General features: G+C 72.7%; 16 protein-coding genes. 4 read left to right on the forward strand and 12 right to left on the reverse strand.

Annotated elements, in window-relative coordinates:
- Positions 1–187: 187 nt before the first annotated feature.
- The 6 genes from STBA_RS26410 to STBA_RS26435 are packed head-to-tail and all read right to left on the reverse strand — an operon-like array spanning position 188 to position 6,606.
- Positions 188–1,192 (reverse strand): oligopeptide/dipeptide ABC transporter ATP-binding protein, encoded by a 1,005-nt coding sequence (locus tag STBA_RS26410; protein ID WP_077061600.1) that lies wholly within the window; start codon positions 1,190–1,192, stop codon positions 188–190.
- Positions 1,185–2,186 carry an ABC transporter ATP-binding protein gene (locus tag STBA_RS26415; protein WP_077061601.1) on the reverse strand — a complete coding sequence of 334 codons (1,002 nt, stop codon included), beginning with the start codon at positions 2,184–2,186 and terminating at the stop codon, positions 1,185–1,187. Before STBA_RS26415 ends, STBA_RS26410 begins: the two co-directional genes overlap by 8 nt.
- Positions 2,183–3,139 carry an ABC transporter permease gene (locus STBA_RS26420; RefSeq protein ID WP_077061602.1) on the reverse strand — a complete coding sequence of 319 codons (957 nt, stop codon included), beginning with the start codon at positions 3,137–3,139 and terminating at the stop codon, positions 2,183–2,185. Before STBA_RS26420 ends, STBA_RS26415 begins: the two co-directional genes overlap by 4 nt.
- On the reverse strand, positions 3,136–4,062 hold the full coding sequence (locus STBA_RS26425) for an ABC transporter permease (protein WP_077061603.1): 927 nt from the start codon (positions 4,060–4,062) through the stop codon (positions 3,136–3,138). The genes STBA_RS26420 and STBA_RS26425 overlap by 4 nt, the downstream gene beginning before the upstream one ends.
- Before the next feature lie 11 nt (positions 4,063–4,073).
- Positions 4,074–5,639: an ABC transporter substrate-binding protein gene (locus STBA_RS26430; protein ID WP_077061604.1), complete on the reverse strand. Its 1,566-nt coding sequence runs from the start codon at positions 5,637–5,639 to the stop codon at positions 4,074–4,076.
- A 37-nt stretch (positions 5,640–5,676) separates the two neighbouring features.
- Positions 5,677–6,606 (reverse strand): 5-dehydro-4-deoxyglucarate dehydratase, encoded by a 930-nt coding sequence (locus STBA_RS26435; RefSeq protein WP_077061605.1) that lies wholly within the window; start codon positions 6,604–6,606, stop codon positions 5,677–5,679.
- 130 nt (positions 6,607–6,736) lie between these two features.
- On the opposite strand from STBA_RS26435, the gene STBA_RS26440 reads away from it, so the two are divergent.
- Positions 6,737–7,507: an IclR family transcriptional regulator gene (locus tag STBA_RS26440; RefSeq protein ID WP_077061606.1), complete on the forward strand. Its 771-nt coding sequence runs from the start codon at positions 6,737–6,739 to the stop codon at positions 7,505–7,507.
- Between the two features lie 229 nt (positions 7,508–7,736).
- Positions 7,737–8,333, forward strand: a complete 597-nt coding sequence (locus tag STBA_RS26445; protein ID WP_143659578.1) for a hypothetical protein — start codon at positions 7,737–7,739, stop codon at positions 8,331–8,333.
- Positions 8,334–8,402: 69 nt separating this feature from the next.
- Here the strand turns inward: STBA_RS26445 and STBA_RS26450 are convergent, their stop codons facing one another.
- The 4 genes from STBA_RS26450 to STBA_RS26465 form a co-directional block, all read right to left on the reverse strand.
- Positions 8,403–11,696: a S8 family serine peptidase gene (locus tag STBA_RS26450; RefSeq protein ID WP_143659579.1), complete on the reverse strand. Its 3,294-nt coding sequence runs from the start codon at positions 11,694–11,696 to the stop codon at positions 8,403–8,405.
- Positions 11,697–11,759: 63 nt separating this feature from the next.
- Complete coding sequence (locus STBA_RS26455) at positions 11,760–12,209, reverse strand: hypothetical protein (RefSeq protein WP_077061608.1); 450 nt, start codon at positions 12,207–12,209, stop codon at positions 11,760–11,762.
- Entirely contained in the window at positions 12,206–12,721 is a 516-nt protein-coding gene (locus STBA_RS26460) for a SigE family RNA polymerase sigma factor (RefSeq protein ID WP_077061609.1), read from the reverse strand. Before STBA_RS26460 ends, STBA_RS26455 begins: the two co-directional genes overlap by 4 nt.
- A gap of 369 nt (positions 12,722–13,090) precedes the next feature.
- Positions 13,091–13,939 (reverse strand): SDR family NAD(P)-dependent oxidoreductase, encoded by an 849-nt coding sequence (locus STBA_RS26465; RefSeq protein ID WP_077061610.1) that lies wholly within the window; start codon positions 13,937–13,939, stop codon positions 13,091–13,093.
- A gap of 72 nt (positions 13,940–14,011) precedes the next feature.
- Here STBA_RS26465 and STBA_RS26470 point away from each other — a divergent pair, with 72 nt between their 5' ends.
- On the forward strand, positions 14,012–14,617 hold the full coding sequence (locus STBA_RS26470; protein WP_253195008.1) for a TetR family transcriptional regulator: 606 nt from the start codon (positions 14,012–14,014) through the stop codon (positions 14,615–14,617).
- Between the two features lie 401 nt (positions 14,618–15,018).
- Here STBA_RS26470 and STBA_RS26475 read toward each other — a convergent pair whose 3' ends face one another.
- Positions 15,019–16,020 carry a LuxR family transcriptional regulator gene (locus tag STBA_RS26475; RefSeq protein ID WP_077061612.1) on the reverse strand — a complete coding sequence of 334 codons (1,002 nt, stop codon included), beginning with the start codon at positions 16,018–16,020 and terminating at the stop codon, positions 15,019–15,021.
- Positions 16,021–16,165: 145 nt separating this feature from the next.
- Here STBA_RS26475 and STBA_RS26480 point away from each other — a divergent pair, with 145 nt between their 5' ends.
- Entirely contained in the window at positions 16,166–19,960 is a 3,795-nt protein-coding gene (locus tag STBA_RS26480; protein ID WP_253195010.1) for a S8 family serine peptidase, read from the forward strand.
- A gap of 63 nt (positions 19,961–20,023) precedes the next feature.
- Here the strand turns inward: STBA_RS26480 and griH are convergent, their stop codons facing one another.
- Positions 20,024–21,130, reverse strand: a complete 1,107-nt coding sequence (griH, locus tag STBA_RS26485; RefSeq protein ID WP_077061613.1) for a 3-amino-4-hydroxybenzoic acid synthase — start codon at positions 21,128–21,130, stop codon at positions 20,024–20,026.
- Between the last annotated feature and the right edge of the window lie 37 nt (positions 21,131–21,167).

Genomic DNA, 21,167 nt, shown 5'->3' on the forward strand with positions numbered 1-21,167 from the left:
CAAGCGCCGAGACGGGCCCGCAGCACACCAGCCCCCCGATAGGAAACCGGAAGGAGCAGCATTCCCAGCTACGCCGGCCCGGTCGAGTGGCTGGACGCGGTGTGTCGGCGCTCGCCTCTGGGAGGTTGACCGTACGGGTTGCCGCCCGGCTGAACGGACGGGGCGGGGGGCCGCCCCGTTCCGTGGGTCAGCGGGTGGTGGTCGCCGGTTCGAGGGGGAAGTGGCAGGCTGCCAGGTGGTTCTCGCCCGTCGGTGCGGGCTCGGTGGTTGCGCAGACGTCCTCGGCCTTCCAGCAGCGGGTGCGGAAGCGGCAGCCCGACGGTGGGTCGACCGGCGAGGGCACCTCGCCGGACAGCACGATCCGTTCGCGCCGTTCCCGTACCGCTTGGAGGGAAGGTGCGGCGGACAGCAGCGACGCCGTGTAGGGGTGCCGCGGTGCGGCGAAGACCTCTTCGGCGGCGCCGGATTCGACGACCTTGCCCAGGTACATCACGGCAACGTGGTCCGCGACGTGCTGGACCACCGACAGGTCGTGCGAGATGAACACGTACGCCACGCCCAGCTCGGCCTGGAGGTCGGTCAGCAGGTTGAGGACCTGCGCCTGTACCGACAGGTCGAGCGCCGACACCGGCTCGTCGCACACGATCAGCTCGGGCCGCAGCGCCAGGGCCCTGGCGATGCCGATGCGCTGGCGCTGCCCGCCGGAGAACTCCTGCGGGTACTTGCCCGCGTCGCCGGAACGCAGGCCGACCATGTCCAGGAGCGCGTCGACCCGCTTGCGGCGGTCCGCCCGCGGGACGAGGTCGCGGTGCGTCAGCCAGGGCTCGGCGATCAGTTCTGCCGCGGTCAGCCGCGGGTTGAGCGAGGCGAACGGGTCCTGGAACACCATCTGCACGCGCCGCCGCCACGCCAGCAGCTGCTTGCCGCGCAGCGCGAACGGGTCGACGCCGTCGAAGCGGACGGTGCCCGCGTCGGGGCGTTCCAGCATCAGCAGGACCCGCGCCAGGGTCGACTTCCCGCAGCCGGATTCGCCGACGAGGCCGAGGGTGCGGCCGCGGTGCACCGTGAGGTCGACCCCGCCCAGGGCGTGCAGCCGGGTGCTGCCAGAGGCGCTGCGCGGCACCCGGAACGTCTTCTCCAGGCCGCGGGCTTCGAGCAGCGGTGCGGCCTCCGCCGCGCCGGACTCAGGCATCGGCCAGCTCCTTCCAGTAGTGGCACGCCGACATGCGTGCCGGCCCCGTCGCCGCGGGCGGCGGCGCCTCGGTGGCGCACCGTTCGCGCGCCAGCGGGCAGCGGTCGCGGAACGCGCATCCCGACGGCACCGCGGTCGGCTGCGGCGGGGCGCCCTCGATGGAGTTCAGCCGCGAGCCGCGGGGCCGCCCGGCGGGGACGGAGTCCAGCAGGCCACGGGTGTAGGGGTGCCGCGGCGCGTTGAACACCTCGGCGGTGGGCCCCGATTCGACGACGCTGCCCGCGTACATCACGGCGACCCGGTCGGCTTCCTCCGCGACCACGGCCAGGTCGTGGGTGATGAGCACGAGCGCCATCCGCGTCTCGCGGCGCAACTCGGCGAGCAGTTCCATGATCTGGGCCTGCACCGTCACGTCGAGCGCGGTGGTGGGCTCGTCGGCGAGCAGCACCGTGGGCCGCAGTGCGACGGCCATCGCGATCAGCAGCCGTTGCCGCAGGCCGCCGGAGAACTGGTGCGGGTACGCCTTGGCGCGGGCCCGCGGCTCGGGTATGCCGACCCGTTCCATCAGTGCGACGGCCTTCTCGGCGGCGGCCTTGCGCGAGAGCCCTTCGTGGATGCGGAACGGCTCGGCCAGCTGCGAACCGACCGGGTAGACCGGGTTCAGCGCGGTCAGCGCGTCCTGGAAGACGACGGCGAGCCCGGGCCCGGCGAGGCGGCGGCGTTCGCGGGCGCCGAGCCGCAGCACGTCCCGCCCGTTCAGCAGCACTTCGCCGCCGGTGACCTCGGCGACCGGGTCGAGCAGCCCCGCGACGGCCTGTGCCGTCATGCTCTTGCCGCAGCCGGACTCGCCGAGCAGGGCCAGGGTCTGTCCCGAGTGCGCGGTGAAGCCGACGCCCCTGACCACGGGAACGGGCCCGGAGGGCGTGCGGATCTCCACCGACAGGCCCTTCACCTCCAGCGCGACGTCCGGTTCGGCGCTCGTGACGGTCGTCATGCCGACTCCTTTCCTGCGGCCGGGGCCGGGGCTGCCGCCGCGGCCTTCCGGTCGCGGCGGCCGCGCCGCGGCGCGGTGAGCCGCCAGCGCTGCGCGGGGTCACCGGCGATCCGGGCCCAGGAGGCCAGCACGGTCGCCGAGACGGTGGTGAGAATGATCGCCAGGCCGGGGAACACCGCGATCCACCAGGCGGTCTGGAGTTCTTGCCGGCCCTGGGCGACCATCAGGCCCCAGGAGACGTCCGGGGGCTGGATTCCGATGCCGAGGAAGCTCAGCGAGGACTCCGTCAGCATGACGAAGCAGAAGTCCACCGCGGCCACCGTCAGCAGCGTGGGGGCGACGACCGGGGCGACGTGCCGCCGGATCACCGCCCAGTTGCCGGTGCCGAAGGTGCGGGCCGCGTCCACGAACAGCCTGCTGCGCAGCTCCGCCGATTCCGCCCGCGCCGTGCGCAGGTACACCGGGATACGGGCCAGGGCCAGCACCGCGATGATGTTGGCCACGCTCGGGTCGAACACGTAGAGCACCACGACGGCGAGCAGCAGCGAGGGGAAGCTGAGGATCACGTCGGCGATACGCATGGACACGTTCTCGCGCCAGCCGCGGTGGAATCCGGCCCACATCCCCCACAGCGAGCCGATCAGTAGCGACAGCAGCACCGCGGGCACCGCCACCGCCAGCGTCGTGCCGGCCGCGACGATCAGCCGGGCCAGGACGCTGCGGCCCAGGGAGTCGCTGCCGAGCAGGAACTCCCAGCCCTCGTCGGTGCTCAGGGGCCGCAGGTTGATCGCGCGCAGGTTCTGCTCCCTGGCCAGATCGCCGAGCAGCATCGGGCCGAGCAGCGCGCACAGCCCCACGAGCAGCAGGACGACGGCGGCGGCCGAGGCCATGCGGTCCCTGCGGAGCAGGTGCAGCCAGCGTGTCCTGCGGGGTGTCTCGTTCGCGGTGGTCATGCCAGCGCCCCCTGCCTGACCCGCGCGTCGAGCAGCGCGTAACCGATGTCGATGAGGATGTTCAGCACGAAGATCGTCAGCGCCGTCAGCAGCACCGCCGCCTGGAGGACCGCGAAGTCCCGTTGGAGAATCGAATCGATCATGAGTTTCCCGATGCCGGGCCAGCCGAAGATCGTCTCGACCACGACCGCCCCGTTGACCAGGCCGACCGCCAGGTCGCCGGCCACGGTGAGGGCCGGGGCGCCCGCGTTGCGCAGCGCGTGCCTGAAGACGACGCGCGGTTCGCTCGCGCCCTTGCTGCGCGCCACCTTGATGTAGGGCGCGGACAGCGCGGACACCATCGCGCCGCGCACCACCTGCACGAGCACGCCGAACGGCCGGATCAGCAGCGTCGCGATGGGCAGCACCCACACGCCGGCGCCGGTCGTGCCCGAGGTCGGCAGCCACTCCAGCTGCACGGCGAAGATCAGCACGCCCATGATGGCGAACCAGAAGTCGGGCGTGCTCGCGGCCGTGGCCGACAGGAAGCTCGCGATCCGGTCGATCGCCGAGTTCGGCCGGTACGCGGCGAGGCTGCCGACGACCACGGCGCCGATGATCGCGAACAGCATGGTGAACCCGGCCAGTTGCAGCGTCGCGGGGAACGCGCGCAGCACGGCCTCGGCGGCCGGCTGCGCGGTGCGCAGCGACTCGCCGAAGTCGAACTGCACGATCTGCGCGAGATAGTCCCCGAACTGCACGAAGACCGGTTCGTCGAAGCCGTGCTGCGCCGAGAACGTCTCCCTCATCTCCGGGGTGGCGCTGAGCGGGAGGTAGAGGTTGGCCGGGTCGCCGGTGAGGCGGGCCAGGAAGAAGACGCCGAGGACGACGAACAGCAGCGGAATGGCGCTGGAGAGGATGCGGTTTCTCAGGAAGGTGAACATGGCCCGCCCCCTCAGTCCGCCGGGTGCATCGCGGCCAGATGCATCTCGTCGTTGGTCGCCGAATTCGGCTCGTACGTCACGTTCGGCGCGATCGAGATGATGCCGGTCATGTGCGCCAGCACGGCGTCCCGTACGACCTCGTCGTTCTGGTGGGCCAGCGCGCCGGCGAACGCGGCCTGCCGCTCGTCCTCCGCGGCAAGTTCGCCCTCGTGGATCAGCCGGTCGAGTTCGGCGGTGCCGTAGCTGCTCTGCGCGCCCTCGCTGCCGTAGATCTGGTCCATGGTGAACGCGGCGTCGCCGGCCTGGTTGCCGTGCTGGGCCTGGAGCAGCGTCGGGCCGATGTCCTGGGGGAACGGCCGGAGCAGGTACTCCATCCAGGCGTTCACGTCCAGCATCTGGATGTCCACGTCAAGACCCGCCTCAAGTAGTGAGTTCTGTACCACTTCCAGGGCCTCCGCCGCCTTCGGGTAGATGCCGTTGCGGCCGATGAGGGTGATCGTCGTGTCCACCGGCACGCCGTCGGCGCGGGCCTCGTCGATCAGGGTCCTGGCGCGGTCCATGTCGTAGGGCCAGGCCGCGATGTCCGGGTTGTAGCCGGTCACGCCGTCCGGGACGACCTGGCCCGCGGGCTCGCCGAGCCCGGCGAACACCGAGGCGACCAGCCCCTCCCGGTCGATGGCGTAGTTGATGGCCTGCCGCACGCGTATGTCGTCCAGCGGCGCCTTGGTGGCGTCCATCCGCAGGTAGGACGTCTCGTTGTTGGGGAATTCGACCGCGGTGTCGCCGGCCCCGTCGGCCGGTGCCAGGCCGACCGCGACGTCCGCCTCGCCGCTGGTGACCATCGCGGCGCGGATGCTTCCCTCGGAGCGCCAGGAGTAGAGGGCGGCGGCGTAGTCCGGCCGTTCGCCCCAGTAGTCGTCGTAGCGGGCGAGCCGCAGGTTGATGCCCTGGTTCCAGGTGTCGATGCGGTAGGGGCCGGTGCCGACGGGCTCGCGCACCTTGCCGTCCGTGGCGGTGTCCGTCGGCACGATCTCCACGAACGACAGGCGCAGCGGCAGGATCGGGTCCGGCTCGCCCGTGGTGACCTCAAGTGTCGTGGCGTCGACGGCCGTCGCGGAGATCTCGATGTCGCCGAAGACGTAACCGTCCACGTTGCAGCCGATGTCGGAGTTGACCGTCCTGTCGATGGAGAACGCGGCGGCCTCGGCCGTGAACGGCGTGCCGTCGTGGAAGGTGACGCCCTCGCGGAGGGTGAACCGCCAGGTGGTGGGCTCCAGTTGCTCCCACTCTTCGGCGAGCTTGGGCTCCAGCTCGCCGGTGGCCGGGACGCGTTCGGTCAGGGGCTCGGTGATGTTGGAACGCGTCACGCGGCCGGTGGCGGTCAGGGAGGCGTCACACGGTTCGAGTGTGGGCGGCTCCTCCGGCAGGACGATGCGCACGGTGTCGGCACCGGCCGCGGCCGAGCCGGAGTTGGCGACCGTGCAGCCGGCCGCGAGCAGCATCGCGCCCGCGCCGAGCAGGGCCGTGGTCCGCCGGCCCGGTGGTCCGGCGAGGCGCGGGCGGAGAGGGGACTTCATCGTTCCTCCTTCGCGGGGTAGCTTCCGGGCGCGGGGCTCAGGCGGGCGCCGCGGCGTCCAGGGCCGCGTGGCCGCGTTCGATCAGGCCGGCGAGCCGGTCCCGGTGCTCGGGCGTGACGTCCGCCAGGGGCGGGCGTACCGGCCCCGCGGACCGGCCCTGCACCGCGAGACCCGCCTTGACCAGGGCCACCGCGTAGCCGTCCGTCGTGAGCCGCAGTTGGGTGAGCGGCACGTAGAACTCCCGCAGCAGCGTGCGCTGCACGGTGTCGTCGCCGCGTTCGAAGGCGTCGAAGAACGCGCGGGCGATGCGGGGGGCGAAGGCCAGCGTCGCCGAGGAGTAGGCGCGCGCGCCGACCGCGGCGTAGGCGCGGGCGAACGTCTCGGCCGTCGGCATCCCGTTGAGCAGCGGGAGCGCGCCGCCGGTCGCGGTGTGGATGCGTTGCAGCAGCTCCAGGTCGCCGTGGCCGTCCTTGAACGCCACCACCTGCTCGATTCCGGCGAGCTCGGCCACGGCCTCGGGCGTGAAGACCGCGGTGGAGCGCTGGTAGGGGACCAGTGGCAGGCCGGTAGCCGCGGCGATCTGCCGGTAGTGCGCGACCAGACCGGCGGGCGGGCCGACCTGGAGGTAGGGCGGCAGCACGAGCGCCCCGTCGGCGCCGGACTGCTCCGCGGCCACGGCGAACTCGGCCGCGAGCCGGGTGCCGCCGCCGATCCCGGCGTAGACGGGCACCCGGCCGCCGGTGCCCGACACGGCGACGCGCACGAGTTCGCGGTGCTCGGCGGGGGTGAGCGAGGCGAACTCGCCGGTCCCGCAGGCGACGAAGAGGGCGGAAGGACCTGCGTCCGCCATGTCCGCCAGGTGCTCCTCGAAGCGCGGGAGGTCGAGTTCACCGTCCTCGCGGAACGGCGTGACGGGGAAGGCGAGCAGCCCCTGGAGAGCGTTCGGCCGCTGTGGAAGTGCCGGCACCGGAAAACCCCTTGTCCATCTGTCGTCTGTACTGTCTACGGCGTCTACGTATGAAGACGCCGTCTAACTTTGTAGACGGGAGTAAAGTGCTGCCCGGGCGCAGGCGTCAAGAGATGCAGAGGAGAAAACCGTGACGGAATCGGACGGGCCGCAGGACGCCGGTCGAGTACGCAGCGTGAAATCCGCCGACCGGACCATCGCCCTGCTCGAATACCTCAGCGCCGCCGAGTCGCCCCGTACGCTGCGGGACGTCACCGGCGACCTCGGCATCCCGCGGGCCAGCGCCTACGCCCTGCTCATGACACTGGTGCGCACCGGCTGGGTCGAGCAGGACCAGACCGGCTCCGGCTTCCACCTCGGCATCAGGGCCCTGCGCGCCGGAGCGGCCTACGTCGAGCACGACGACGTCGTGCGGCGCGCCCAGCCCGTCATGAACGACCTGTCCGGCAAGCTCGGGGAGACGATCCACCTCGCCAGGCTCGACGGACACGAGATCGTCTACCTCGCGACCTGCCCCTCCCGGCACTCGCTCGCCGTGGTCTCCAAGCCGGGCCGCCGCCTGCCCTGCTGGTCCACGGGCCTCGGCAAGGCGATCCTGGCGCACCGCCCCTGGCCCGAGGTCGACGCGCTGCTCCCCGGCGCCCTCACGGCCCGCACCCCCCACTCGATCACCAGCAGGCCGCGGCTGCGGGAGGAGCTGGAGACGGTCGCGCGTCGCGGCCACGCCGTGGACGAGCAGGAATCCACCCTCGGCCTGCGCTGCTTCGCCGTTCCCCTGCACTTCGGCGGCGCCATCAACGAGGCGCTGAGCTGCTCCGTCCCCCTCGTCCGCCTCGACCCGGCCCGCGAAGAGGTCATCCTGGACGCCCTGCGCCACGCCCGCAACCGCATCACCGGCTGAGCCCCGCGCGGCACCGAGCGGCGGCGCGCGGCCGCCGGGGAGGGGTCCCGGGGGTGCGGGGTTAGCCTGCGCGCCATGTGGAACGGGCTGTGCCTCGGGGACTCCCGGGCCGCGTTCGTCTCCTCCGCACTTCCGGGCCTCACCGCCGTGATTCCCGGCACACCTGCCGTGTCACCGTGGCCCTTGCTCCACCTCGCCCATCCCACCGAGAACCAAGGAGCAACGCATCGTGAAAGCACTTGCCTTGGGCAGTACCGCCATGGCGGCGCTGCTGTTCCTGGGAGGCCCCACGGCCCAGGCCGCCGATCCCGAGCCGCGCCATGACCAGCCCGCCGCACAGGGCGAAACCCTGTCCCTGAGCGCCGCCGACGAGTACATCGAGTGTTCCTGGGTGCTCGACCCCTACACGGAATGGTGGTGGGACGACTCGTACACCCTCACCAGCGTCGGCGTCGAGCCCACCGGGGACGTCGAGTGCAGCTCGGACATCTACAGCATCGAGTCCGAGCTGTACGTGCACCACGACGAGACGCGCATCTCCCTCGACGAGGACAACTGCGTCTCGGACGACGGGAGCGAGTGCGCCGAATCGTCCACCGCCGCGACGCACACCTGCACGGCGGGAACGGCGTGCGCGGGTGACTGGACGCCCGAACTGGAGATCCGCCTGGAGCTGAGGGACGGCACCTCCTGGGACGCCGACACCTTCCCCGACTACTGCTCGGTCCAGGGCGCCGAGGACGAGGTCGTGCGCTGCAACTACGTGTACGACCCGCCCGTTCACGTCCCGCCGACCTTCCCGCCGGACGCGGAAGCGACGGCGTAGCCGGACCGGACGACGGCCGCGGCCCGCCGGACGGCAACCGTCCGGCGGGCCGCGGGGGACCCGGGTGACTCAGCGGGTGTGGTAGGCGTCGATGACGGTCTGGACGGTGCGGTTGCCGTCGGCGTCCACGGCGGTGGCGCGCAGGGACACCGAGCCGTCGGCGGCCGGGTTGTCGACCACGACCTCGGAGACGTCGCCGGCGCCGTCGTGGACGGTGGTCCAGCTCTCCCCGCCGTCGGTGGAGGTCTCGACCGTCAGGGACGCGGCCGTGCCGCCCTCCACAGCCACCGGGACGGCGAAGCCCTCCCCGGCCGGCGCGGTGCTGTCCGCGGCGAGCGCGGGGGAGTACCGCACGGCCAGCGGACCGGCGACCGGCTCGTACGCGTCGGTGGTCGCGGAGGTGAAGGTGTGGTCGACCGTGACCTCCGTGGACGTGTCGGTGTAGCCGAGGTCCGCACGGGAGGCGGCGGAGACGATCCGGAACTCCGCCTCGCCTTCGGGGAGTCCGAAGGCGAGGCCCGCGGTGGACACGGCCAGGTCGCGCACGAGTTCGCCGTCACGGTAGACGCGCGTGCTGCCGGGGCCCAGCTCGGCCCAGCCGCTCTCGCCGGTGCCGGGGGTGGACAGGGAGAGGTCCGCGAAGAGCAGATTGCCCTCCCGGAAGAACGCCGCGCCGTTCGGATAGGCGGGCCCGAAGACCCCGGCGTTCAGGATGCGTTCGGATGTCTCCCCCGCGGGGAACTCCTCCGGGGGGTACATCACCTGCTGGACGCTCGCGCCGTCCGCGCCGTACTGGGTGCTGGAGAGGCGCCACGGAGTGCCGGGCTGGAGCCAGAAGTCGGCCGTGCCCGGCAGCCCGACCGCGGTGCCGATGCCGAGGCCGAACGCCTCGGGTGCGGCGCCCGCCCAGCCCTCGGCACCGTCGGCCCGGGTGCCGACGGTCGCGGCGACGTGGGCCATGTCCGAGGCCGCGGGGTGGTTGACGAGACCGGTGGGGAAGGTGCCTTCGAGTACGCGGTGGCCGAGGTACTGCTGCCCGTCGGGGCCCGCGTGGTGGGAGAGCAGCGAGACCTGGAAGGGGTCATCGGCCGGGGGCTCGGCGATCGAGAGGCTGTTGACCCCGTCCGGCGGCGCCCCGAAGTACCACATCCACCCGCTGACGCCGGGGGAATCGTAGGTGGTCGCCAACTCCCGCAGCTCCGCGTCGGGGTCGGGGGCGGTGAAGTCCAGCCGCTCCGCCTCGCGCAGATCGACCTCCAGGGTCGTCGCCCCGTCGATCGTCAGCCGCGGCGCCACCGCCCACTCGACGCTGCCGCCCTCGGCCGCGCCGGCGTACGGGTCGGGGGCGACGACCTCGATGAGGTAGTCCCCGGCGGGCACCTGTCCGGTGACGGTGCCGCTGGCGGAGAGGGCGTTGAACCCGGCGTCCGGACTGACGACGAACGCCCGTGCGCCCTCGGCGGGGTTGCCGTCCCGGCCGGTGATCTCGATGGTGACATCGTGCTGTTCGGGTTCAAGCGCAAGGGTTCCGGCGGTGCGTACCTGCTGGTCGCCCGAGGTGCCGGTGACGACGAGGCCGTAGTGGCCGTCACCGGACGCCGCGAGGGCGGCGGGGTCGGCGACGACCTCGAACGTGGCGGTGCCCCCGGCGGGCACGGTCACCGTCTCCGCGGAAAGGGCGAACAGCCCCTCCGGCGCGCCGCCCCCGCCGGGCGCGGTGGTCGAAAGGTCCAGGTCCAGGTCGAGGTCGGCCTCGCCCCGGTTGTGGTAGGTGATCTCCCGGGTGATCGGGTCGGCGTCGCCCGGGGGCGGGGCGACCGCGCCGAAGTCGAGCGTGTTCGAGTCGGCGGTGAGTGTCTGGTCCAGGGCACGGGGGATGTCGAGCCGTCCGGTGCCCAGCCGCACCGGTGCGCCGCCGACATCGGCCGCGGAGCCGACCAGCGCCGCCTTGAGCTGTTCGCCGGTCAAGTCCGGGTGGCGTTGCAGCAGCAGCGCGGCGGCGCCCGCGACGTGCGGGGCGGCCATCGACGTTCCGCTGATCGCCGCGTATCCGTCCGCGACCGGCGTGCCGGTCAGCTCGACCCCGCTGCCGGCGGCAGCGGCGGCGGCGATCTCGACGCCCGGCGCGGACATGTCCGGCTTGAGTGACCCGTCGACCGGGCTCGGCCCCGCCGAGGAGAAGTCCGCGACCGCGTCCTCGTCGTCGACCGCGCCGATGGTCAATGCCGACCGCGCCACCCCGGGCGACCCCACGGTCCCCGCGGCCGGCCCGCTGTTGCCCGCGGCGATGACGAAGAGGGTGCCGTGCTCCTCCGACAGCGCGTCGACCGCCTCCACCAGCGGGTCGTTGCCCTGGCGCGCAGGGCCGCCGAGGCTCATGTTGACGATGTCGGCGCCCTCTTCGACGGCCCACTCCATGCCCGCGATGATCCAGGAGTCAAGGCCGCCGAACTCCCCGAGCACCTTGCCGGCCAGCAGGTCCGCGCCCGGGGCGATGCCGCGGAAGGCGCCGTCGGAACGGTCGCCGCTCCCGGCGGCCGTGGACGCCACGTGCGTTCCGTGCCCGTCGCTGTCCCCCTCGGTGTTGTCGTCGGTGAAGTCGGCCTCGGCGCGGACCTTGTCCTCGAAGTCGCCGTGGTCGGCGGCGATTCCGGTGTCCAGGACCGCGATCGTCACCCCGCTGCCGTCGTATCCGGCCTCCCACGCCTGGTCCGCGCCCACCTGCCCGGCGCTGTTGTCCAGGGTGGCCTGCCGCACCCGGTCCAACGAGACCGTCCGCACCCCCGGAGCGGCGGACAGCGACATCCCGTCCTCGCCCGGGCCCTGGGTCAGGGTCTCCCACAGCGGGGCGGCGTGCTCCTCGGACAGCGTGAGCGCGTCCGCCTCCAGCGCGTCGAACGAGTCGCGGACCTCCACGCCGGTGTCCGCGCGGAGGGTGCGGGCCATGGACCGGGAGCCCTCGTCGTAAGCGACGATGACCGGGAGGCCGGCGAACGCGCCATACGCCTCCTGCGACAACTCGGTGACGTTGAACAGGCCTTCGTCCACCGTCCCGTCGTCGATCAGCGACTGCGCGTCCCATGGCACCACCAGCGTGGCGCCGTCCCGCTCGAAGACCCGGATCGGTATGTGTTCCCGCCCCTGGGCCCTGACCACCGCGGACACCGCCCCGTGGGCGTCGAGCAGCACCTCGTCGCCGGTGATGAGCGTCACCGCGGAGCCGCCCGCGGTGGCCGCCGCGCTGCCCGCTCCGCCCTCGTGCCCGGCGGGGGCGGCTGCCGCGCCACCGAGCCCGGCCGTCATGGCCAGCACCAGCCCGGTGGCGGCGACCGCCGCGCCCGTTCTCCTGCCTCGCGTGTTCAACAAGCCTCCCTGATCGTGGGGAATCTTCGGTGGGACCGCACCCGGCTCGGGCCGCGTGCGGAGCTATGACCGCCTCGGAGTGACCGTCGGGGGGTTCCGTTCGGACGGCGGGGGCGGACGTTCCTCGCCCCGCTGGTCCGCGGGGCTTCGGCCCCCGGGGTCCCGCTCGCCGATGTCGGTGTCATCGTCGGTGTCGGTGTCGGTGTCGGTGTCGGTGTCCGTGTCCGGGCGAAGCGAGGGCTCGGGTCCGGTAGTCGGGTGCTCCGCGGGAACGGTGGGCCGGCCCGGCTCCGGTGCGGAGTGGGTGAACGTCGAGACGCCCACGACCGCGAGGACCAGCGCCGTGGTGAGCGTCGCCGCCGCGGCGGCCCTGCGGCGCAGGCGCAGCCGGCGCCCGTCGGCGATCGCCGACGAGGTCACATCGCCGAGCGGCGGCTCCGGTTCGCCCGCGAGGATGGCCTCGAAGACGCCACGCAGGTCGTCGTCGTCCGGCCGGTTCGCGATCAGTGTCATGCCCTGTTCACCTCAACGGCTCCCCGCTCGATGAGCCGCCGAAGCCGGCTCAGACCTCTCGCGCTCTGACTCCTGACGGTGCCGGGGGAGACATGCAGAGCGTGCGCCGTCTGCTCCACGCTCCAGTCCTCCCAGAACCGCAGCACCAACACCGCCCGGTAACGCGGCGGCAGGTTCATCAGCGCCGCCTGCATCACGAGGCGCAGCTCCGGCGCCGGTGCCGGGGCCCGGGCGGCGGGGAGTTCCGGCAGCTCCTCCACGGGGTCCTCCCGCATTCCGCGGCGGCGGTGCTGGTCGATGAACGTGCGGATGAGGATGGTGCGCGCGTACGCCTCCACGTTGCCGTCGCGCCGGACGCGGCTCCAGGCGGCGTACAGCTTCATCAGCGTCGTCTGGGTCAGGTCCTGCGCCTCGTGCCAGTCGCCGCACAGCAGGTAGGCACTGCGTCTGAGCGGCCGCTGCCGCGCCTCGGCGAACTCCCGGAACTCACGCTCTCGGGCTGCTTCCCTCACCCGCCGACCTTTCGCCGCTCCGACGCCCTTCTCCTCCTGTGCATACGGAGCAGGGCGGCGCGGCGTTGCACGTGTGGCGAAAAAGTTCTGTGCGGGACGGACCAACCGTTCGGAAGCAGGGGCCGAGGCCCCGGGGCGGGCGCCGCCGGCCGACGCCGCCGGCGCCTTCGCCCGGCGACGCCGCGCCGGTCAGAGGCGAAGGCTTGGAGACGCGGTGCGAGCGGTCCGCGGAGTAGATCATCCGGCGGGTGGCTCGCCGGTTCTCCGCGCGACGCGTGGAGTTGGACGGATCTGACGCCGCGGGAGGTGCTGCATGCTGGGTACGGAGGCCGTGGACGAAGTGGGCCTCGGCGAGTGTGAGTACCTGCCTCAGCTGATCAGTTGTTCGGATCGCTGCCACAAACCGCGCGCGAGATCGGCATCGTGCGCGAGGCGGTTCAGCCGTGCTCCGGTCTTGCGCTTGACGTAGAACTCGCCGGACGCCCAGTCGCGGCCGGGTTCGCTCTCGGCGAGCCAGACGAGTTGATCCGCTCCCTTTTCGGGAGGCGTGCCGACCGTGGCGTGGACGGCGCGGCTCGACGAGAGGAACTTCATCAGCCGGCTCGTGGTCTCGGAGCCGAAGCTCGTCCTGACGATGCCCGGATAGAACACCGCGGAAGACAGCCCCTGCGAGTGGTAGCGGCGGTGAAGTTCCTTGGTGAACAGGACATTCTCAAGCTTCGCGGCGTTGTAGGCGCGGATCGGGTTGAGATTGCCGTCGGAGTTGAGATCGTCCAAGTCGAGCTTGCGGACGTTGCCGCCGTGCAATGTCGTGGTCTGGATCACTGTTGCCCGCGACGCGACCAGTTTGTCCATGAGCAGGGTGGTGAGGAGGAACGCCGCGAGGTGGTTGATCTGGAACGTCTTCTCGAAGCCGTCGACGGTCCTGACGGGATCGCCGAACACGCCACCGGCATTGTTGGCGAGGATGTCGATGCGCGGGTAGGCGGCGTCGAGGTCGGCCGCGAGCTTGCGTACATCGTCCAGCCGAGCGAAGTCGGCGACGAAGTGGTTCACGCCGAGTTCCGCCGCCACGGCTGCCGTCTTCTGCGGCGAGCGCCCGACGACGATCACCTCGTGCACACGCTGATTCAGCAGGCGAGCGGCGGTGGCGCCGATGCCGTCGCTCGCTCCGGTGATCACGATCACCTTGCTACTGCCCTTGATGTCGTCGTTCATCCGCTCTCCAGGTGGGACTCGGTCACGTACGTGAGACACGGTACCACTTCTGGGGTGTAGTACCCTTTGGGTATGGGAGCGAAGCACGCTGCTGGTGGTGTCCGGGCGAGAGCGCGCGAGGTCATGCGCGCCGAGGTGGCCACGGTCGTCCAGGACCTGATCCTTGAGCGCGGCTACGAGGCGACAACCATTGAGGACATCTGTGCGGCTGCCGAGGTATCCCGCAGCACGTTCTTCCGGTACTTCCCCAGTAAGGAAGATGCGGTTTTCGGTGCAGCACTTGACTCAGGTGAGCAACTACGCGACATGCTGGCCGCTCGGCCGCTCAGCGAAGCACCCTGGGTCGCGATGCGACGTGCGCTCGATCCGCTGATCGAGCACTATGAAGCCCACGATGAGCGAGTTCGGTCCCTGACTCGCCTGATCATGAATACCCCAGTGCTGGCCGCCCGGCATCGGGAGAAGAACGCACGGTGGCACGGGCTGCTCCAGCCCGAGGTCGCGCGTCGCCTCGACGCCGACCCGGCCGATGGTTCCGACCCGCGTGCTCATGCGTTGATCGCCGCGGCCCTGGGTTGCGTGGAGGCGGCGTTGACCGCATGGACCTCAACCGACCGGCCCCAAGCGCTCGGGCCGATCCTGGATCGCGCCATGGACGCGCCTTTCCGCCACAAGTGACGGCACGGCGTAGTTCGGCCATGAGACCGACCCGGTCGCGGCGAATCGCACCGGTCGTCGATGACACCCAACGCAGGTCGTGACGGCGCATGAGTTCACCGAGGCTGGTAGATCTCTACCCGGCGACCGTCACCGGGCGGGTGCGGCTCGGACACGCAGGGGTGCGTATCGCCGAGTGCCGTCGCACACCGTGCGCGATCTCATCAAGGTCGTCCGGCAAGCTGTCCACCGAGTGCCGCGCCCCCTTCGCCGAGCGCGGCACCGCGCGCCCCCGCGTGCCCTGAGCCACGGCGCAGCGGCCGAGCCGCGGGCGGCGCCGGGCCGGGTCCGATCCGGGTCCGATCCGGAACAGGTGGTCGGCGGTACGGCGTTGCGGCAACAGGGCAGGCTGGGGGCGGGCCTCAGATCAGGCCCTTGCGGCCTGCCAGCCAGGCCAGTTGCATGCGGCTGGCCGCGCCGGTCAGGCGCATCAGGTGCTGGACGCGGCGCTGTACCGTGCGCCTGCTCAGGCGGAGCTGGCTCGCTATCGCCTTGTCGGCCACCCCCGCCACCAGCAGGGACAACAGGTGCTGGTCGTCCTCCGACAGCGGCGTCCCCTCCGCCACGCCCTCCGGGACCGTGACCGTGCCGGACGCGCTCACCGCGAGCGGTACCCCGTCCGCCCAGTAGCGTTCGAACAGGGCGAGCAGGGCGTGCAGCAGACTGCTGTCCCGCAGCAGCGCGGCCGTCGGCTCCTGCGGGCTGCCGTGCGGGCCGCCGGGCACCAGCGGGCACAGTGCCAGCCGCCGGTCCACGATCGCCATGCGCAGCGGGAGTTGGGGAACGGACCTGGCGTCCTCGCCCGCCCGCACCCCGGCCACCACGTTGTCCACCGCGCCGGCGTCCTCGAAGAACGCCCGCTCGTACAGCACGCGGTAGCGCACCCCGCGCGCCAGCGCGTCGAACTCCGCGGTGTTGCTGCCCGACGGCATCGCCACGTACTGCGCCTTGCAGAACCACAGCGTCTCGTGGCGCGCGCTGCTCTGGAGCTGGCGCAGCCGTTGCCGCAGCGCCGCCGCTCCCGTGACCACCTCGATCAGCTGCGCGGCGTCGTCCCGCCGCCGCGTGCCGCGGTAGGTCTCCAGCAGGTCGGTCACCGCGGCCCTGGCCTGCTCCAGCGCCTCCGCGCGCTGCCGCAGGTGCGGCAGCAGCGCCACGTCCGGCGGGCTTGCCGTGTAGCGGGCCGGCGTGCGGGCCGCCCTGATGACCATGCCGCGGCGTTCCAGACCCGCGAGCAGGCGTTCGGCGTGGGCGGGGGTGAGCCCGGTCCTGCCCGCGATGTCGTCCGGCGTCGCCGCGTCGACCGCCACCAGCTCCCGGTAGACGGCCTCCTCGTCCGTTGTCAGCCCTGCCGCCTCCAGCATCGTGCCTCCCGCCCGCATTATCACCGAATCGATCACGGACGTCCCGCCTGTCGCAATGGCGACATGTCGCTACTGCGCCATCCGCAAGGCGTGACACCCCGTCCGGGCGGCCGGATTCTGGCCTGTGAACGAAAGGTGAGAGCGCGTGAGGCACAAGAGATGGACCGCCCGCCTGCTGGCGGCGATGTCAACGGGGCTGCTGCTCGCGGCCGGTGGCGCCCTGCCGGCCTCGGCCCGGCCGGCCGAAGGCCCCCCGCCGCCCGGCGGCGAGCCCGCCGCCCCGGCCGGGGCGACGGCCGGGGCGACGGCCGAAGTTCCCCTGGTCACGGGCGACATGGTGACCCTCGTCGATGCGGGTGACGGCCGGCGGATCGCCTCCGTCACGCCGGGCCCTGGCCGCGAGCACCTCCACTTCGAGCAGATCGAACGCGACGGCCGGCTGACCGTCCTCCCCTCCGACGCCCGCCCCCTGGTCCTCGACGGCACGGTCGACGCCGGACTCTTCGACGTCACCGGCCTGATCGAGCAGGGCTACGACACCGCCCGCACCGACAGCCTGCCGCTGCTGGTGACCCGCGGCGAGGGCGCTGCGGCGGCCGAGGCCGACGCCCTCGCCGCGCTGCACGACCCCGAGGAGCCCTCCCACCGGCTGCACAGCATCGACGCCACCTCGCTGCGCATCGGCACCGGGGACCTCGGCGCGTTCTGGGCCGAGTTCGGCCCGCCGGCCGACGGGGCGCGCGATGCGGGCGCGGCCCCGCGCCTGCGCCTCGACGGCCGGGTGAGCCCGGTCCTCGACCGCAGCACCGGGCAGATCAACGCGCCCGGCGCCTGGTCGGCCGGCTACGACGGCAGCGGCGTCACCGTCGCCGTCCTCGACACCGGCGCCGACGCCGGGCACCCCGACCTGGCCGGGCGGATCACCGGCAGCCGCGACTTCTCCGGCAGCGGCTCGGGCACCGGGGACGCGTTCGGCCACGGCACGCACGTCGCCGCGACCGTCGGCGGCTCGGGCGCGGCGGGCGACGGCAGCAGGCGCGGCGTGGCGCCCGCCGCCGACCTGCTCATCGGCAAGGTGCTGGGCGACGACGGCCTGGGCAGCGAATCGGCCGTGATCGCGGGCATGGAGTGGGCCGCGGCCGAGGGCGCCGACGTCGTCAACATGAGCCTGGGCTCGGCCGGGCCGAGCGACGGCACCGACCCGCTCAGCCGAGCCGTCGACGAACTGACCGCCACCACTGGCACGTTGTTCGTGGTCTCCGCGGGCAACGACGGCGAGAACGGCCGCTCGACCGTTTCCTCGCCCGGCTCCGCCGACGCGGCCCTCACCGTCGGGGCCGTGGACCGCGACGACGCGCTCGCCCCGTTCTCCAGCCGCGGGCCGCGCGTCGGCGACGGCGCCGTCAAGCCGGACCTGACCGCGCCCGGCGTCGGCATCGTCGCGGCCCGCGCCGAGGGCACCGCCATGGGGCAGCCGGTGGACGCCCGTTACACCTCCGCTTCCGGAACGTCCATGGCCGCCCCGCACATCGCGGGCGCCGCCGCCCTGCTCGCGCAGCGGCACCCGGACTGGACCGCGGACCGGCTCAAGGACGCGCTGATCAGCACCTCCGTGCTCGTGCCCGGCACCGCGGTGAACGAGCAGGGCGGCGGGCGCGCCGACGTCGCCGCGGCCGTCACCGGCGGCCTGGCCGCCACCGGCACCGCCGCGCTCGGCCCGTTCACCCAAGGCGACGGTGGCGACGGCGGGGAGGGCGGGGACGCGCCGCGCGAGACGGCCGTCCGCTACACCAACACCTCCGACGCGCCCGTCACCCTGGACCTCGCCCTGTCCCTGGAGACCACCGGCGGGCGCCCCCTGGACGCCGTGGCCCTGACGCCGGACCGCGACACCGTGGACGTGCCCGCGGGCGGCACCGCCGAGGTGACGCTGACCGCCGATCCGCAGCGGGCGGAACGCGGCGACTACTACGGCTACCTGACCGCCACCGCGGACGACGGCACCGCCGTGCACACCACGCTGGGCATGAACGTCAACGGGCCCGTCCACACGCTCACCCCCACCGTCATCGGCCCGGACGGCGAACGGGTGCCAGGCGCCTGGCCGTTGATCTGGGGCCCGGACGGCTTCATCGCCCCGGACACCACCGGGCGCACGCCCAGCGCCGAGGTGGAGGAGGGCACCTACCTGATCAGCGACACGGCCAACGCCCGCGGCGCGGACAACATCAGCGAGGTGTACCTCGGCGTGCTGCCCGAGGTCGAGGTCGCCGCGGACACCGAGGTGACCCTCGACCTCAGCCGCAGCACCCCCGTGGAGATCCGCACGCCCCGGCCCGCCGAGCAGCGCAGCTGGATGAACTACCAGTACTACCGGCACTACGACGGGCACGACTTCACGCACTCCTTCACCCAGCCCATCGGCTCGGCCCGGCTGATGGTGACCCCGACCAGGACCGTCGGCACGGGCGCGTTCGAGTTCGCCTCCCGCTGGCAGCTGGTCGCGCCCGTGCTGGAGGCCGACGTGCCCGGCTCCCGGCTCGACCTGGACCCCTACTACCTGTCGGCCGCCCCGCTGTTCGGCCGCGGCAGCGACCGGCTCGTCGTCGCCGACGCGGGCGAGGGGCCGGAACCCGACTTCTCCCGCGTGCGCGGCAGGCTCGCCGTTGTCCGCGGCGAACCGGGCGGCGGCTACGCGTCGCTGGCCGAGCGGGCCGCGGAGGCGGGGGCGAAGGGGCTGATGATCGTCGCCGCCCCCGGCCAGGGCCACTGGACGCGCTGGCGCCCCAACGGGAACGTGTTCGCCCTGCCCGTCGTGCGGGTCAGCCACGCGCACGGCACGGCCCTGCTGGACCGGGCGGCCGATCGCCGCACCACGGTCACGTTCTCCGGCACCGCGGAGAGCCCCTACCTCTACGACGTGATGCAGACCTCGGCCGACCGCATCCCCGAACGCGTCGTGCATACCGTCACCGACCGCAACACAGCGCGGGTGTCCGTCACTTACGCCGAGGCGGGCAGCGCCGCGTGGGGCTCGGCCCAGCGCATCAGCTGGCGCCCGCACCAGGGCATCGCCATGCCGGACTCGCCGCGCGAGGTGCCCACCGGCACCACCCGCACCGAGTACATCAGCACCGGCGACACCGTCTGGCAGCACTACGTGCACCACGCGCTGTCCGGGTTCTACGACCAGCCGGTCACCGGGTTCGCGCCGCGCGGCGCGCAACACACCTACGACGCGCGGGACTCCGGCACGGAACGCTGGACCGCATCCGTCGTCAGGCCCGCCATCCCGCGCGGCACGGGCGAGCCCTCGGTGCGTGACGGCGACGCGCTGCGCCTGGACATCCCGGAGTTCACCGACTCGGACGGCCACACCGGCCGCGCCAGGTCGGGCGACCGCGTCACCGCGGCGCTGTACCGCGACGGCGAGGAGGCGGGCACCGCCGACTCCGGGCGGGCCGTCTTCGACGTGGCACCGGGCGAGGCCGGCTACCGGCTCGACCTCACCACCGAACGCACCGCTGCGACCTGGGAGTTCGGCACGAGGACCGATACGTCCTGGCGTTTCTCCTCGGACACGGCGCAGGAGGAGACGATCCTGCCGCTGCTGCAACTCGACTACGCCACGGGCGCCGACGCGCACAACGCGGTGCGTCCCGCCCGCACCCACACCGTCGGCATCACGGTCCGCCACCAGGACGGGCTGGCCGCGCCGCGCGGCGTGACCGTGGAGGTCGCCGCGTCGTGGGACGGCGGCGAGACGTTCGCCGACGCCGTCCGGGTGCGCCCGCGCGGCGGCAACGCGTTCGACGCAACGCTGCGGCGCCCCCACGGCGTCGACGGGGACGCGGCCGTGACCCTGCGCGTCACCGCGGCGGACGCGGCGGGCAACCGGGTCGAGCAGACCGTCCGCGACGCCTGGACCCACCGCGGGTGACACGGAGGCCGGGCGCGTGTCGCGCCGCCGGGCGGCCCACCGGCCGCCCGGCGGCGCGGGCCGCTACTTCTCCAGGCAGAACTCGGCGATCGGGTAGCCGACGTGCCGGTCCTCCTTGGGCAGGTAGCCCAGCACCGTGTCGCCCGGCTTCAGCTCGGTGCTGTTGAGGACCACGCCGCCGGGGCCGAGTACCCGCACGTGCCAGTCGTCCTGGAGGATCAGGTTGACCCGCCGGCCGTCGGGTGCCTCGGCGTCGATCGAAATGAGCGGCCGGGACTCGATCTTGACCCGGCCGACCGTCACCAGACGGGTGCGGCCCTTGATGTCGACGGCCGTCACCTTGCTGCCGGTTTTCAGCTCGCTGAGGTAGTTGGTGCGCTCGTCGGTCCCCAGCGTGTAGGAGTGCACCGCACCGGCGTTGACGCGGAACGGGCGGGTCGGCATGTACGGCAGCGGGTGCGTCTCGCTGACGCACAGGATCATGCCCTTGGAGTGCGAGCCGACCAGGATGCCCTCGTCCTCGCGGAAGTACGTGCAGGTGTCCACGCAGGCCCGCTCGCCCATGCCGACGTGGGCGGTGTCCACCACCCGCAGCTCGACCAGGTCGAGGTCCGGCACCTCGGCCTGCGCGGCGCGCTTCAGCGCCGCGGTGTCACCGACCGCGCCCGGGGCCATCATCACGCCGTCCGCGCCGTGCTCCAGAACGCCGAAGATGATCTCGGCCTCCTCCACGTCCTTGGCGACGGTGATGAGGGAGCCCTCGGCGCGGGCCGCCGCGGCGATCACGATTTCCAGCGGGATCTTCGTGGGGTCGCGGAACAGCAGCAGGCTCCACTTCTCGGTGCGCGCCGACACGCAGGCGTCCTCGAGCGTCGGTGCGTCGATGATCTCCACGAACCGCCCGAACTCCAGGTCCGGGTGGCGGGCGGCCAGCTCGGCCGGGGTGGTGCCGTGCCGCACCGGGTCCACGATGACGACCGAGACGTCCCCGAAGTCCTCGGGCAGCGGCTTGCCCTGCGGGAACAGCACCTTCGTCACGGTGGGCGGCAGGTCCTTCAGGTCCGCCGGGTCGTCGGAGACGACGGCCTCGACCCGGTGGTGCAGCGCCTCCTGGAGGATGGCGTCACGGGCGTCGCCGAGGGAACGGATGTCGAGCCAGCTGAGCTTCACGGAAGAACTCCTCGGGTGGTGTGCGGGATCAGTGGGC

Origin of the sequence: Streptomyces sp. MP131-18, assembly GCF_001984575.1 — a bacterium.
Classification (GTDB): Bacteria; Actinomycetota; Actinomycetes; order Streptomycetales; family Streptomycetaceae; genus Streptomyces; species Streptomyces johnsoniae.